General features: G+C 67.9%; 12 protein-coding genes. 3 read left to right on the plus strand and 9 right to left on the minus strand.

Annotated elements, in window-relative coordinates; translation table 11 throughout:
• Both H149_RS22045 and H149_RS24185 read left to right on the plus strand, forming a co-directional pair.
• Complete coding sequence (locus H149_RS22045; protein WP_154654660.1) at positions 1-3,885, plus strand: pilus assembly protein; 3,885 nt, start codon at positions 1-3, stop codon at positions 3,883-3,885.
• The gene (locus H149_RS24185; RefSeq protein ID WP_020648881.1) at positions 3,882-4,373 is read left to right on the plus strand and encodes a type IV pilin protein; all 492 of its coding nucleotides are present in this window, start codon (positions 3,882-3,884) and stop codon (positions 4,371-4,373) included. The genes H149_RS22045 and H149_RS24185 overlap by 4 nt, the downstream gene beginning before the upstream one ends.
• Before the next feature lie 6 nt (positions 4,374-4,379).
• Here the strand turns inward: H149_RS24185 and H149_RS19985 are convergent, their stop codons facing one another.
• The 8 genes from H149_RS19985 to murJ form a co-directional block, all read right to left on the minus strand.
• Positions 4,380-4,997 (minus strand): GspH/FimT family pseudopilin, encoded by a 618-nt coding sequence (locus tag H149_RS19985; protein ID WP_083930842.1) that lies wholly within the window; start codon positions 4,995-4,997, stop codon positions 4,380-4,382.
• 122 nt (positions 4,998-5,119) lie between these two features.
• On the minus strand, positions 5,120-6,088 hold the full coding sequence (locus H149_RS19990; RefSeq protein ID WP_020648883.1) for an NAD(P)/FAD-dependent oxidoreductase: 969 nt from the start codon (positions 6,086-6,088) through the stop codon (positions 5,120-5,122).
• A 33-nt stretch (positions 6,089-6,121) separates the two neighbouring features.
• Positions 6,122-7,087, minus strand: coding sequence for a 4-hydroxy-3-methylbut-2-enyl diphosphate reductase (gene ispH / locus H149_RS0106245; RefSeq protein WP_020648884.1), 966 nt, complete (start codon positions 7,085-7,087; stop codon positions 6,122-6,124).
• Positions 7,088-7,097: 10 nt separating this feature from the next.
• A complete protein-coding gene (gene lspA / locus H149_RS0106250; protein ID WP_020648885.1) occupies positions 7,098-7,592 on the minus strand; it encodes a signal peptidase II in 495 nt (164 codons plus the stop codon).
• 37 nt (positions 7,593-7,629) lie between these two features.
• Complete coding sequence (locus H149_RS0106255; protein ID WP_020648886.1) at positions 7,630-8,025, minus strand: hypothetical protein; 396 nt, start codon at positions 8,023-8,025, stop codon at positions 7,630-7,632.
• Positions 8,025-10,805 (minus strand): isoleucine--tRNA ligase, encoded by a 2,781-nt coding sequence (ileS, locus tag H149_RS0106260; protein WP_051101811.1) that lies wholly within the window; start codon positions 10,803-10,805, stop codon positions 8,025-8,027. Before ileS ends, H149_RS0106255 begins: the two co-directional genes overlap by 1 nt.
• 144 nt (positions 10,806-10,949) lie before the next feature.
• Positions 10,950-11,891, minus strand: a complete 942-nt coding sequence (locus H149_RS0106265; RefSeq protein WP_020648888.1) for a bifunctional riboflavin kinase/FAD synthetase — start codon at positions 11,889-11,891, stop codon at positions 10,950-10,952.
• Complete coding sequence (gene murJ, locus H149_RS0106270) at positions 11,891-13,441, minus strand: murein biosynthesis integral membrane protein MurJ (RefSeq protein WP_020648889.1); 1,551 nt, start codon at positions 13,439-13,441, stop codon at positions 11,891-11,893. The genes H149_RS0106265 and murJ overlap by 1 nt, the downstream gene beginning before the upstream one ends.
• 285 nt (positions 13,442-13,726) lie before the next feature.
• On the opposite strand from murJ, the gene rpsT reads away from it, so the two are divergent.
• A complete protein-coding gene (rpsT, locus tag H149_RS0106275) occupies positions 13,727-13,990 on the plus strand; it encodes a 30S ribosomal protein S20 (RefSeq protein WP_020648890.1) in 264 nt (87 codons plus the stop codon).
• A gap of 199 nt (positions 13,991-14,189) precedes the next feature.
• On the opposite strand, the gene H149_RS0106280 is transcribed toward rpsT, so the two are convergent.
• Positions 14,190-15,410, minus strand: coding sequence for a hypothetical protein (locus H149_RS0106280; protein ID WP_020648891.1), 1,221 nt, complete (start codon positions 15,408-15,410; stop codon positions 14,190-14,192).
• Positions 15,411-15,533: the final 123 nt, after the last annotated feature.

Consider the following 15,533-nt stretch of genomic DNA (forward strand, 5'->3'; position numbering starts at 1 on the left):
ATGAACGCAGGAGCGTACGTACGGCGCCACGCGAGTCGCGGCGCCGCTTGGCTCGTTGGCCTGGTGGTGGCATTCGCCGTGCCCACCGCCGAGGCCGTGACGATTGATCAGTCGCCGCTCACGGTCAGGCAGTCGCTGCCGCCGAATATCGTGCTGATGCTCGACGATTCGGGCTCGATGGCCTGGGACGTCATGCCGGACTACAGCTATCTGAGCAGCACCACGGCCGACGCACTGGTCAGCTCGAGCGTCAACGGGCTGTACTACAACCCCAGCGTCACTTACACCCCGCCCTATACCTCCGACGGCGCGACGCGCTATCCGAACGCAAGCTTTACAGCCGCCTGGAAAAACGGTTTCAAACAGTCACAGGGAACGGTGAATCTGAGCTCCTACGACGGCTCCAGCGACACAAGCCGATCCGGACGCAGTTCGAGCGACATCGCCTACACCACCGCAGTTTCTGTCTCGACCCCGTTCAGCTACACGGCGACGCTCAGCTGTCCGTATGGTGGAACACCGAACCTCTCCACCGGCAAATGCACGGGCTCGTATTACGGAACATACAGCGGCACATGGAGTTGCCCGGACGGAGGAACCCGCAGTGGCTCGATCTGCTCAGGCACTACGACCACGACGACCAACCTGTTCACCTACACCGTCAAGAGCGGCAGCACTTATACGCGCCACTACGTCGGCACCAGCGGTTCCTGTGCCGCGGCCTCGTCGCAGATTTCGAGTTCCGTCTGCGACGACAGCGACGCCACGCGCCAGAACGTCGCGAATTGGTATTCGTACTACCACACGCGCATTCTGATGGCGAAGAGCGGCCTGATGAACGCCTTCGCCAACCTCGATCCGACGATCCGCTACGGCTTCGGCTCGATCGATGGCGGCGATTCCGGCAACAACAACTACACGAATCTGCCGACGTCGCGTTACACCTACACGGACAACTACAACGACGGCAGCAACTACATCGCTCAGGTCCAGCCATTCGGCAGCGGCTCCAGCAGCTCGTCGCAGAAGAGCCAGTTCTGGACCTGGCTGGCCGCTGCCACTGCCAGCGGCGGCACACCGCTGCGGCAGGCTCTGAATGCGGTCGGCCGCTACTACCAGACCGCGCAGCCGTGGCAGTCCACTGCCGACGGCTCGACCGTGGAACTCGCCTGCCGGCAGTCCTACACGATTCTGACCACGGACGGCTTCTGGAACGAAAGCAGCACCGGACTGCCGTCCTCGCCGTACACCACCAACGTCGACGGTGCACCGGGCGGCTCGACGACCACCACGACGACGTCCACCTACAACGCCACGCTCAGCTGCCCGGTCGGCTATACACCGATCACCAGCGGCAATCGCAAGGGCCAGTGCAAGAAGGACGGCACCAACAGCTATTACAACAACGGCACCTGGAGCTGCCCGAACGGCGGAACGCTGAGCGGCTCGACCTGCTCCGTCACCACGACCACCACGACGACGCAAGCGACCGTCACGAACACCGGTCCGAACGGCCAGTCCTACACCTATGACGCGACGGCGACCAACAGTGCCGGCCTGCCGCTGAAGCCCTACGCCGACACCTACTCGAACACGCTCGCCGACGTCGCCATGTATTACTGGTTGTCGGATCTGCGCCCGGATACCAGCAACGAAGTGCCGACGAGCACCGAAGACGAAGCATTCTGGCAGCATATGACGACGTTCACGCTCGGCCTTGGCTTCACGCCGACGAACATCGCCCCGGCCGGCACCACCGTCAGCCAGATCTTCAACTGGGCGAACGGCGGCAGCCCGATCAGCGGCTTCAGCTGGCCGCAACCGAGCGGCGACAACATCAACAACATCGCCGACATGGCGCACGCCGCGGTCAACGGCCACGGCGGCTTCTATTCGGCAACCAGCCCGGAAGATTTTTCCAACGCGCTCAGCGATGCGCTCAAGCGCGTCTCCGAGCGCAACGGTTCCGGCGCCAGTCTCGCGGCGAACAGCACCAAGCTGGAGACCGGCACCGTCACCTACCAGGCCGTCTACTCGACGGGCAAATGGAAAGGTGACCTCAAGGCCTTCACCGTCAACCCGAGCACCGGCGCCATCGCCTCGACCCCGTTCTGGGTTGCGTCCAACCAGCTGCCAGCCGCAGCCAGCCGTACGATCAAGACCTACAACCCGAGCGCCACGAGCGGCTCGCAGTTCGTCGACTTCACCGCCGGGTCGTCGGACACGACTGCACCGCCGAATCTCTCGAGCGCGCAGAAAACCGCGCTCGGATCGACCTCTGCAGTGCAGAACGCCGTCGTCGGCTACCTGCGCGGCGACGCCAGCCGCGAGCAGAAAAACGGCGGGATCTATCGCAATCGCGACACGGCACTCGGCGACATCATCAGCTCGCAGCCGGTCTACGTCGGTGCTCCGGATGCCAATCTGTTCTTCGGCAAGACCTTCACCGGATCGTCCAGCTATTCGACGTTCGCCGCGAGCAAGGTGAACCGCAGCCCGCGCCTCTGGGTCGCTGCCAATGACGGCATGCTGCACTCCTTCAACGCCGCCAGCGGCGCCGAGGTCTTCGCCTATCTGCCCAACGCCGTGATCCTCAACGGGGTCAAGGATCTGAGCAATCCGAACTACGGCAGCAACAGCGTGCCGCATCAGTTCTTCAACGACGGCGAACTAACCGTTGCCGACGTCTATTACTCATCGGCCTGGCATACGGTCCTCGTCGGGACGACCGGCCGCGGCACGGCCAGGGCGGTCTATGCCTTCGACGTGACGGATCCCGCCACGCCGACCCTGCTGTGGGAACGCTCGGCGGGTGACGGCCAGACCAACAGCGAGTACATCGGCCAGAGCATCGGCAAGCCGGTCGTCGCCCAGACTGCGGACGGCTCGTGGTCGGTCCTGCTCGGCAACGGCTACAACAGCAGCGCCGGCACCGCGGCGCTGCTGCAGTTCTCCGTCACCAGCGGCGCGTTGACGGTCCATGCGACGAACTCGACGACCGGCAATGGCCTGGCGGCGCCCGCCGTCTGGATGGCAAATGCGACGAACGGCATCAGCACCACGGCTTACGCCGGCGACCTGCTGGGCAACGTCTGGGCTTTCGATCTGGCGGCCAACACCAGCTCGGCAATCTTCCAGGCCCGAGACGCCGACAACGGTGTGCAATCCATTACCGGCGGCATGCTCGCCGGCAGGGATCCGTCGACGGGCAATCTCTGGCTGTTCTTCGGCACCGGCCGCTATCTGACGCAGACCGATCTCGCCGACGACAGCGTGCAGACCTGGTACGGCATCATTGCCCAGGCGGGAGCGGGCCAGTCGAGCAGCCTCGTCCCGCACCTGAGCCAGGGGCGCACCTACCTCACCGAGCGCGAGATCGTCGCCGAGCAGGCAGCGACCTCGTCGTCGCTGGCTGCCCGCGCACTCTCCAGCCCGTCGGAAGGCGACATGGCCGGCAAATCCGGCTGGTACATCGATCTGGTCCCGCCTTCCGGCGCGGCGAACGGCGAACGCATGGTCACGCCCAACCAGTTCCAGGGCAATCTGCTGCTCGGCACGACGCGCATCCCTGAATCCTCGGATCCGTGCAATCCGACCGGTCGCGGCTGGATCATGGCGATCAATCCGTTCAGCGGCGCGCCGCCGGGCTCGACCTTCTTCGATATCAACGGCGACAACCAGTTCAACGACAGCGACAAGATCACGGCAGGAGGAACGACCTACATCGTCGCCGGCGTCGGCTTCAGCTCGATTCCGAATAACCCGATCTTCGTCGGCAACACCATGCTGATCAGCTTCGACGACGCGTCGACCGGCAAGGTCAACACCGCCGGCACGCCGGGCGGGCTGCAGCGCCTGTCCTGGCGCGAGTTGATCCGGCAATGAACGAGGACCTGCGGACCATGTCAGAACACCATCGCCGATCGACCGGCGCGCGCCGCCAGAGCGGTTTCACGCTGATCGAGCTGATCATCGCGGTGGCGATCGTCGGCATTCTCGCCGCGATCGCCTACCCGTCGTACATCAACTCCATCACCAAGACCAAGCGCCGGGCCGCCGAAGTGTGCCTGTCGAGCTACGCCACGTTCATGGAGCGCTTCTACACGACCAACCTGCGCTACGACGAGGATCTCGCGGGGAATGCCATGAACAGCGCCGCGCTGCAGGCGCTCGGGCTCGATTGCGCATCCGATCAGAACACCGGCAAGGACTATAGCTACGCCTTCGAATCGGTTGCGGCTGCAGCCTACACGCTCAAGGCGGTCCCGATCGACGCGCAGGCGGATCGCGATACGCGTTGCGGCACCCTGACGCTCGACCATACCGGCACGCGCGGCGCGACCGGTTCGGCGGGTGTCGCCGAGTGCTGGTAGGCGGCATCAGCTCGCGGGCGGACATTCCCCGGCGAAGTCGCGCGCTTCGGGCTCGAAGCGCCCGCTGCCGATCAGCACCAGATCCGTGGCGTTACCGGCTCCGAGTCGGGTCGTGCAGATCCGCAGGCGCCCCGCCGCGAACGCTCCGTTCGCGGTCTGCGCCGCCCCGCTCGGATGAAAGACGACCGCCTTCTTGAAAGGGCCGTTTCCCGACAGCCGCACGTCATCCGAGGCCGGCAGACGTTCGCTCAGCCGTACACTGTCCTCCGGATCGACGTGACCGTCATGATCGCGATCGATGAAGACGATCCATTCGCGCGCTGGCCACTGACCGTGGCAGCCTTCCGCAGCATTGCCCGCGCAAAAGGTCACCGGCACGTTCAGGCTCGCCGCGGTCTGGCGTGCCGTCACCGCTGCCAGCAGCAGCTGATTCGTCGTCGAAGCAAGCCGGGTGACCACCAGCGCGTGGCTGAAGGCCGGAACGCCGAGGCCCAACAGGACCGCTGACACCGCGACCGCGGTCAGCAACTCGGCGACCGTCAGACCGAGCTGGCACACCCGTCGACATGCCGGTCCCGGCCGACGGCGACTGGGAACACCGTGATCGCGGTGCGGATCTTCCATCGGCACCCCTCTCGTCGCGATCGTGGCGAAGCACGATCTCCACCTGCTCGACCAGGCACGCTCGCAGCCTGTCTCGGGTCGATGCTAGGTGGAAAGGAACGTGAGCAGATGCCGAGCAGTTCTCAGTTCGGCCGCACCGGCGGCACGGCGCCCAGATCGCAAAGGGTGCGGGCCGCCACCCGCTCCGCACTGGCCGGGGCGAGCGTGAGACCGATGCGGAAGTGACCGGTCGCGAGGTACAGGCCCGGACGATCCGGTGCCGCGCCGAGCAGCGGCAGGTCGGCGTCGAAGCGCGGCCGCAGGCCAGCCCAATGGCCGACGATCGGCAGCCCGGCGAGCGGCGGCCACAGTTTCGTGGCGCGCGCCAGCAGGCGCTCGCGCGCCTCGGGCGTCGGCGTCGTGTCGAAGCCGGCATCCTCGACCGTGCTGCCGATCAGGATGTGACCGTCGCGGCGCGGGATCAGGTAGACGTCGGCACCGATGCGCAGACGCGGCAACTGGCCTGGCGCACCGGCCGCGAGCAGCATCTGGCCCTTGGCCGGACCGACGCCCGGCGCGCCGAGCGCTGCCGACCAGGCGCCGGCGGCCAGCACGGCCGCGCTGCAGGCAACGTCGCCGCGCCCGGTGCGCACGCCGCGCAGCGCGCCGCCCGCCTCGATCCAGCCTTGCACCTCGGTCTGCGCCGCGAGCACGACGCCGCGGCGGCGCAGCGTCTCGAACAGCGCGCGCAACAGCCGCGGGTTGCGCACCTGTGCCATCGCCGGATATTCGAGATGCCGTCCGTCGCCGGGGAAGTAGTCGGCGCCGCAAGCCCAGTACTCGGGATCGACGCCGGACTCGCGCTGCAGGCGCTCGCACCAGGCCGGATACTGAGCGAGGCTCTCGTCGAGCAGCGGACGCAGCGCCGGCGGGCAGTAGTCGGGCGGTAGCGGACACAGCATGCCGCCGCCGGCCCATGATGCAGCGCGGCCGAACTCGGCGCGCTCGAACACGGCGACCGCGAGCCCGCGCCGCGACAGCGCTTCGGCGCAGGCCATGCCGATCACGCCGCCGCCGGCGATGGCGACGTCGACCCGTTCAGGCAGGCTCATCGGAATTGGCGAAGAAAGTAGACTCGGGCGCGTTCAGCGCGCCGGCGCCGCGGCGCCCTGCGTGGCGCGGCGCAGTGCCGGCGGCAGCGAAAACACGACATGCTCCTCGCGGCCGGCCAATTCCTGGACCTGCGTGCCGCCGAACCCCTTGAGGCGCTCGATCACCTCGCGCACCAGGACCTCGGGCGCCGAGGCGCCGGCGGTCACGCCGACGCGCGCCTTGCCGGCCAGCCACTCGGAGCGGATGTCCTGCGCGCCGTCGATCAGATAGGCCGGCGTGCCGCGGCTCTCGGCGAGCTCGCGCAGGCGATTGGAATTGGAGCTGTTGCGCGAGCCGACCACCAGCAGCACATCGCAACGCGCTGCCAGATCCTTGACCGCGTCCTGGCGGTTCTGCGTCGCGTAGCAGATGTCGTCCTTGCGCGGACCGTGCACCTGCGGAAAGCGCGCGCGCAGCGCGTCGATGACCTTGGCGGTGTCGTCCATCGACAGCGTCGTCTGCGTCACGAAGGCGATGCGTTCGGGCTCGCGGATCGGCAGCTCGGCGACGTCCTCGGGGGTCTCGACCAGATAGATCGCGCCACCCTGGCTGGCGTCGAACTGGCCCATCGTGCCCTCGACCTCCGGATGGCCGGCGTGCCCGATCAGGACGACCTCGCGGCCCTCGCGCGAGTAGCGCTTGACCTCGATGTGGACCTTGGTCACCAGCGGGCAGGTCGCGTCGAAGATCGTCAGGCCGCGCCGCGCCGCGGCGTCGCGCACTGCCTGCGAAACGCCGTGCGCGGAGAAGATGCAGGTCGCCCCGACCGGCACTTCGTCGACTTCCTCGACGAAGACGGCGCCCTTGGCGCGCAGGTTCTCGACCACGAAGCGGTTGTGCACGACCTCGTGGCGCACGTAGATCGGCGCGCCCAGCACCTCGAGCGCGCGCTCGACGATCTCGATCGCGCGATCGACGCCGGCACAGAAGCCGCGCGGATTGGCGAGCAGGATCTCCATCGTCCCTCCCTCAGCCCGGCGCCTTCGCCGGCTTGCGGCGGAAGCTGTCGAGCAGCATGTCGAGAATCAGCAGGCCGGCGCCGCAGCTGATCGCGATGTCGGCGACGTTGAACGCCGCGAAGTGCCAGCTACCGACGTAGAAGTCGACGAAATCGACGACATGGCCGCGCGTGACGCGATCGATCACGTTGCCCAGTGCGCCGCCCATGATCAGCGACAGGGCCACCGCGACCAGCTGCTGGTCGCGCGGATGCCGGCGCAGCCAGATCAGGATGCCGATGCTGACGGCGACGCCGAGCAGCACGAAGACCACCGGCGAGGCGTCCGACATCATCGAGAACGCGGCGCCGGTGTTCTTCATGTGCACCAGATTCAGATGCGGCACGACCGGAATCACATCGAACCAGTTCAGATGCCGCACGACCAGCTGCTTGGTGATCTGGTCGACGAGGATCACGAGCGCGGTCGCCCACAGCCAGTAAACGTTCTTGTACTGAAAGGACATCGTCAGCTTCGGTTCATGCGTGAAGGGCGCGGAGCGCTCAAAGCCCCGTGGTGCGCGACCAGATTACCGCAGTCCAGCCCCAGACGAGATTCGTCGCCCAGATCACCAGCGGCGTCAGCAGGCCCAGCTCGATGCCGAGCCAGCCCTGCCCGGTCTGGAACGGAAAGATCCACAGCAGCGTCAGCAGGGTCGGCGCCAGGCTGACGACGATGCCGCGCAGGAACGGCTGGTGGGTGATCGGCAGCAGCAGCTGCAGGCCCCAGAGCCCGCCGACGATCAGGCGCGGATACAGCCAGTACAGGCCGAGCGCCGGCGCGATCGCCACATGCAGCTTCGCCAGCAGGCCGAAATGCCCGGCCGCCCACAGCGCGATGCTGGCGATCAGCGCCGCGGCCAGGCCGGCCGCGTAGGCCAGCGACAGACGACGCAGCATCAGATGAAGCTCCGCGACTCGCCGCTGCCGAAGACGTTGTCGACGCAGCGCGCGCACAGCGTCGGATGCGCGGGGTCGACGCCGACGTCGGCACGCTGGTGCCAGCAGCGCTCGCACTTCGGATGCGGCGAGGCCTGCGCGGCAATGTAGACGGTCTGGCCTTCACCGAGCTCGGCGGCGACCGCGTCGTCCGGCTTGTCGGCGACCGACGCCACGCGCGCGCCGGAAGTGATGAACCAGAAGCGCAGCTCGCCGCCGACCGCGGCGAGCGCCGCGGCCGGCGCGCCTTCTGCGTACAGACTGACTTCGGCATTGAGGCCGGAGCCGATCTTGCCGCCGACGCGCAGTTCTTCGAGCACCTTCTTCACCGGCTCGCGCACGGCCTTCAGCACCGTCCAGTCGACCGTCGCGGCCGGCACGTCGGGGAACACGTACCAGGGCTGCGCGAACACGGTGACCGTGCGATCACCCGGCAGCATCTGCCAGATTTCGTCGGCGGTGTACGACAGGATCGGCGCAATCCAGCGCACCAGGCCTTCGGCGATGTGCAGCAGCGCGGTCTGCGCCGAGCGTCGCGCCGCCGAGCGTTTCGGCAGCGTGTAGAGACGGTCCTTGAGGATGTCGAGGTACAGACCGCCGAGATCGTTGACGCAGTAGTTGTGCAGCTTGTGATAGACGAGATGGAACTCGCGGCGGCCGTAGGCGTCCTTCAGCTCGGCCTGCAGCGCCGCGGCCTGCGCGACCGCCCAGGCGTCGACGGCGACGAGTTCCTCCGGTGCGACCAGGTCCGTCGCCGGATTGAAGTCCTTGAAGCTGCCGAGCAGGTAACGCGCGGTGTTGCGGATGCGCCGGTACGCCTCGGCGATGCGCTGCAGCAGCGTCTTCGACAGCACGATCTCGCCGGAGTAATCGCTCGACGCCACCCACAGGCGCAGCACGTCGGCGCCCAGCGTCTTCATGATCTCCTGCGGCTCGATGCCGTTGCCGAGCGACTTCGACATCTTGCGGCCCTGCTCGTCGACGGTGAAGCCGTGCGTCAGCACCTGCTTGTACGGCGAGCGGCCGCGCATCGCCACCGAGGTCAGCAGCGACGAATGGAACCAGCCGCGATGCTGGTCCGAGCCTTCGAGATAGATGTCAGCCTGCGGCGCCAGTCCGTCGGCGTCGAGTGCTTCCGGAATCATCGACTTGAACACGCACTGATGCGCGACGCCCGAGTCGAACCAGACGTCGAGCGTGTCGGTGCCCTTCTCGTACTGCGCTGCGTCGACGCCCCAGTCGGCCGGCGTCGAACCGAACCAGGCTTCGAGGCCTTCGGTCTCGACCTTGTCGGCGATCTTGCGCAGCAATTCCGCCGCCTGCGGATGCAGCTCCTGCGTATTGCGGTCGATGAAGATCGCCAGCGGCACGCCCCAGTAGCGCTGGCGCGAGATGCACCAGTCGGGACGGACCGCGATCATCTCGCGGATGCGGTTCTCGCCCCAGTCCGGAATCCAGTCGGTCTTGGCGATCGCATCGAGCGCGCCCTGACGCAGACCTTCCTTGTCCATCGAGATGAACCACTGCGGCGTGGCGCGGAAAATCAGCGGCGTCTTGTGGCGCCAGCAGTGCGGATAGCTGTGCGTGATCGTTGCCAGATGCACGAGCGCGCCGCGCTCGCGCAGCGCCTCGATGATCGGCGCCTCCGCCTTGCGCACGTGCAGGCCCGCAACCAGCGGCGTGCCGGCGACGAACACGCCGTTGCCGCCGACCGGATTGTCGACCGGCAGCTGGTACTGGCGGCCGACCGCGTAGTCCTCGACGCCGTGCGCCGGTGCCGTGTGCACGAGGCCGGTACCGGCTTCGAGCGTGACGTGCTCGCCGAGCACCAGCGGCACGACGCGCCCGGCGAACGGATGCTGCGCCCTGGCGCCTTCGAGCGCGGCGCCCTTCACGGTCGCCAGCACCTTGCCGGTGTCGCCCCAGCGCTTCGCGGTCGCCTCGACCAGCTCGGCGGCGATGACGACGCGGCCGGCGTTCGCGAAATCGACAAGCGCGTAGTCGATCTCGGCGTTGGCGGCGATCGCCTGGTTCGCCGGCAGCGTCCACGGCGTCGTCGTCCAGATCACGAAGGCGGCGCCCGTCGCATCGGCGGTGCCGAAGCGTGCCGCCAGATCGACGGCATCGGCGGCGGCGAACTTCACGTCGACCGCCGACGAGGTCTTGTCCTGGTACTCGACCTCGGCCTCGGCCAGCGACGAGCCGCAATCCAGGCACCAGTGCACCGGCTTGAAGCCGCGCACGACGTGACCCTTGTCGATGATCCGGGCCAGCACGCGCAGCTGCTCGGCCTCGTAGGACGGCCGCATGGTCAGATACGGACGCTCCCAGTCGGCGAGCACGCCGAGGCGCTTGAAGCCTTCGCGTTGCCGGCCGACCTGTTCGGTCGCGTATTCGCGGCACTTCTCGCGGAAGGTCTTCGCATCGACCTTGCCTTCTTCTTTCGGGCCGACCTTGCCGAACTTCTTCTCGACCTGCAGTTCGATCGGCAGGCCGTGGCAATCCCAGCCCGGCACGAACGCAGCGTCGTAACCGTCGAGGCGCGCGGCCTTGACGATCATGTCCTTGAGCGTCTTGTTGACGGCATGGCCGAGATGGATGTCGCCGTTCGCGTACGGCGGGCCGTCGACGAACCAGAACTTCGGACGGCCGGCGGTCGCCTTCTGGATCTGCCCGTAAATGTCCTCCGACAACCAGCGCGCGAGCATCTCCGGCTCGCGCTTGGCGAGATTGGCCTGCATCGGAAACGCGGTTTCCGGCAGGTTGATGGTGGCTTTGTAGTCGTGCGAATCAGTCACGGTCGGTGGCGCGGAGCGCGGCGGCGGCGCCGGCGCGAAAGCACCGGGCGCGTGGGAAGAATCGGAGAATCGGTATTCGATCAGCGTTCAATTATCGGACGCGAACCCCAAAAAGGCCATCGCATCGAGCTTGTCCTGGTGCATCTGCAGCTTCAGCGCGTCGAGCGAATCGAAGCGCAGTTCAGGGCGCAGGAAGTGGCGGAACTCGACCTCGAGCCGCTGCCCGTAGATGTCGCCCGGCGGCTCGAACAGATTCGTCTCGAGCAGGCAGTGCGTGAGCCCCAGCGTCGGCCGCACGCCGAGCGCGGCGACGCCGTGCCACGCGCGGGCCCCGCCGCCGATGCGGGCGCTCACCGCGTAAATGCCCAGACGCAGCGCCGGCGGCCGGAACAGATAGACGTTCGCGGTCGGCATGCCAAGCTCGCGGCCGAGCTTGAGGCCGTGGCGCACATGGCCGATCAGGCGGTACGGCCGGCCGAGCAGCGCCGCGGCGCGGCGCAGATCCGGCGCCGCGAGCGCCTCGCGCACCGCCGTCGAGCTGCAGCGCAGGCCGTCGACGCAAACGCTGCCGACGCTCTCGGCGCTGAAGCCGTGCAATTCGCCCTGCGCACGCAGCAGCGCCATGTCGCCGGAACGCGAGGCGCCGAAATTGAAGTCGTCGCCGACGACCACGGCGCGCGCGCGCAGCTGCTCGCGTATCACCTGATCGACGAATTCCAGACCGCTGAGCCCGCAGAACGGACGGCCGAAGCGCTGCACGACGACGACGTCGACGCCGGCTTCCTGCAGATCACAGAGCTTGCTGCGCAGATTGCTGATGCGGCCGGGCGCGCGCTCCGGGGTGAAGTATTCGCGCGGCGTCGGCTCGAAGGTCAGCACCGTCAGCGGCAGGCCGAGCGCCCTTGCCCGCTCTGCGGTGCGTGCGACCAGCGCACGATGGCCGAGATGGAAGCCGTCGAAGTTGCCGATCGTCAGCGCGCAACCGCGCCAATCGCGCGGCAGGTTGTGCAGGCCGTGAACGAGGCGCATCAGGCCAGACTCCGCCGGAAATGGCGCAGGCGCAGCCCGCTCGCCGCGAGCACGCCGAAATAGACGAGGATCGCTGCGGCGATGATGAGCGCCGTGTGCAGCGCCTTGTCGCGCGCCCGCGCCGCCATCCACCATTCGAGCGGGCCGGCCATCCACAACACGAGCGCGGCGAGCGCCGCACAAGCCAGCAGCAGGCGCAGCGCGAACAGACCCCAGCCGGCACTGGCGGTATAGATGCCGTCGCGGCGCAGGCGATGGAACAGCAGCAGCGCGTTGACCCAGGCGGTGATCGAGGTCGACGCGGCGAGACCGACATGCGCGGCCGCGAAGTGATAATGGCGGGCCAGCGCGAACAGCAGCAGGCTCACCGTCATGCCGGCGCACAGGCCGATGATCGCGAAGCGCACCGGCAGGCGCGTCTCCTGGCGGGCGTAGAAGCCCGGCGTCAGCACCTTGATCAGCGAAAAGCCGATGAAGCCGAGTCCATAGGCCCACAGGGCGTAGGTCGTCATCGCCACGTCAGCGGCGGCGAAACGGCCGTGACCGTAGACGGTCGCGACCAACGGCCCGGCCAGCAGCACCATGCCGACCGCGGCCGGCAGGCCGATCACCAGCATCAGCCGCAGGCTCCAGTCCAGCGTTGCCGAGAACTGCCCGGCGGAGCGGGTCGCGTGCTGCGCCGACAGCGTCGGCAGAATCGCGGTGCCGATCGCAATGCTGAAGATGCCGAGCGGGAACTCCATCAGGCGGTTGGCGTAGTACAGCCAGCTCACCGGACCGTCGCCGAGATGCGTCGACAGATTCGAGTTCAGCAGCAGACTGATCTGCGCGATCGAGGAGCCGATCATCACCGGAATCATCAGGCCGACGATGCGGCGCACGTGCGGATCGCGCCAGCCCCAGCGCGGCAGCGGCAGCAGCCGCAGCTTCCACAGCGCCGGCAGCTGAAACAGGAACTGCAGGATGCCGGCCGCGAACACCGCCCAGGCCAGCGCCTGCACCGAGCCGGAGTCGATGAACGCCGAGGCGATCAGACACAGGTTCAGAATCACCGGCGTGAAGGCCGGAATCGCGAAGTTGCCGTACGCATTGAGCACGCCGCCGGCCATCGAGGTCAGCGAGATGAACATCAGGTACGGGAAGGTCCAGCGCAGCAGCCCGGCCGACAGCTCGGCCTTCGCCGGATCGTCGTGAAAGCCGGACGCGAATGCCCAGACCAGCAGCGGCGCCGCCACGCAGCCGACGATCGTGATGACCGACAGCACGCCGCCGAGCGTGCCCATCGTCACCGCAACCAGATCGCGCGCCTCTTCGTGCGGCCGCGTCGTCTTGGTCTCGGTGAACACCGGCACGAAAGCCTGCGAGAACGCGCCTTCGGCGAACATGCGGCGGCCGAAGTTCGGAATCATCAGCGCGACGAGGAAGGCATCCATGCCGCCGCCGGCGCCGAACTTGGCGGCGAGCATGATCTCGCGGACGAAGCCGAGCAGACGCGACAGCAGCGTCATCAGCCCGACGACACCGGAGGCGCGGAACAGGGATTTCGACATAGGGCGCGCAGTGTAGCGGCAAGCGGCCGTTTTGCGGCTGTCCGCGCCCGCACCGCACGGCAATTCTTCGCTCGATCGCGCCGCCCCGCGCCGGCATCTGCCAGGGTCGCCGGCCACAGTTGCGGCAGGGTGCGCGGCCACTGGCGAAAGGGGCCGGTTTTTCCTCATTATTTCAGCCGTTTCGCCGGCCCGATCCGGTTGACAAGGAAAGGTTCGCTGCCCATACTCCGCGACCTTTCGAATAGACCCCGAGTTTTTCGGTTTCGAGTTTTCAGGAGTTTCACCTTGGCCAACATTGCCAGCGCGAAGAAGCGCGCCCGCCAGTCCGAGAAGCGCCGTGCCCGCAACGTCGCGCAGCGCTCGATGATCCGCACCTTCATCAAGAAAGTCGTCAAGGCTGTCGAAGCCAAGGACAAGAAGGCCGCCGAAGCCGCGTACGCCGAGATGGTGCCGGTCGTCGACCGTTACGCGACGAAGGGCCAGATTCACAAGAACAAGGCCGCGCGCCACAAGTCGCGCCTCGCCGCCAAGATCAAGGCCCTCGCCTAAGCGCGACGCCGCGGTCTGCTGCAAAGCCGCTGAAAGAAAGCCCCCGCTCTGCGGGGGCTTTCGTTTTTTACGTCCCGCTTTCGCCGCGCGCCGCCCCCATCCCGCTGGCGCAGCAAAAAGGCCGCCTTGCGGCGGCCCCATTGGCGGCGAGAGGGCCGGACGCGCCGGCCGGTGTCGCGGTCTTTTCCGCAGGCCTTCGTCAGCGGGCCGTCTTCAGCATCGTCCACAGCCGGGCGAGATCGGCGCTGCCGTCGCTGCCGGCGACGCTCTTGAGCGTGGCCTGCGCCGCGGCGCTCTGACCGGCCAGCACCTGCGCGTAGCCCAGGTGCAGCCGGGCGTCGTCCGCCTTCTTCAGGCCGCCCTTGGCGATGCCCTGCTGCATCAGGGCGATGCCTTTGTCGTACTGCCCGTAGCCGATGTAGTTCAGGCCGGTGGCGACCAGCGCGTCGCCGCTGGCCTGTTGGGCGGCGGCTTTCTCGCCTTCGGCGAGGGAAGCCTTGTCTTCGGCGAGCTTCTTGGCGACCGTGACCTTGAGCGCGGCGCTGCCGCTGGCGCCCTTGGCCTGCGCCAGCTGCAGGTAGTGTTCGGCTTCGGCCGGCAGGCCGGCGTCGATCGCCAGTTGCGTGGCGTCGAGCGCTTCGTCGCCCGAGTCGAGCACGCCGGCCGCCAGCTTCAGGCGGTAGACGTCGAGCCGCAGGCGCGCGGCGAAGCCGGGCTTGCTGGCGGTGCGCACGATCAGTTCGCTCCAGTACTTCGGCTGCGGGTACAGCGCGACGAGCTTTTCCAGCGTCGCGCCGTAGGTCGCCATGTCGTTCTGCTTGGCGGCGCTGGAGGCGAGCAGCTGCAGCTGGATCTCGCCCGGCTTCTGCCCGCTCTGTTCGAGCCGGGCGATCACGGCGGCGAGTTCCTGCTGGGCGCCGGCGTAGTCGTTCGACAGGTACAGGGCCTGCGGCAGCAGACCGAGCAGCTGGTCGTTGCCGCCGCCGGCGGCGCGGTACTGCTGCAGCAGGCGCGCGGCCTGGGCGTAGTCCTTGGCGCCGTAGGCCAGGCGGCTGGCGATTTCGAGCATCGCCGGCTTGTCGGCTGCCGGCAGCTGGTCGCTGGCGAGCACGGCGGCGTAGGCCTTGAGCGCGGTCGGCGCGTCGTTGGCGCCGGTCGCGGCCAGCGCGCGCAGGCGCTCGGCGAGGTACTGCTCGTAGGGGTTCAGGCTGCCGACCTTTTCGGCTTCGCCGACCTTGGCCAGCGCGGTGGCGTAGTCCTTGGCCTGCAGCGCGGCCTGCGCTTCCTGCAGCGGCTTGCCGACTTCGGCGCGCAGCGTCGGCTTGGTCTCGGCGGCGCTGGCGGCCGGGACGACGACGAAGGCGCCGGAGACGGCCAGCAGGGCGGCGGCGACGAGGGTGCGGGGGAAGGCGCGCTTCATGGGGGTTCCTCGGTGGGACGATGCGGCTCGGGGGCGAGCCGGGGCGCAGCGGCGCCCAAAATAACAAAGCCCGGCCGGTCCTCGCGCTGAACGCAGGAGGACCGGCCGGGCCGCCGGCCCGAA

It is taken from the genome of Solimonas variicoloris DSM 15731, assembly GCF_000382285.1.
Lineage (GTDB): Bacteria > Pseudomonadota > Gammaproteobacteria > Nevskiales > Nevskiaceae > Solimonas > Solimonas variicoloris.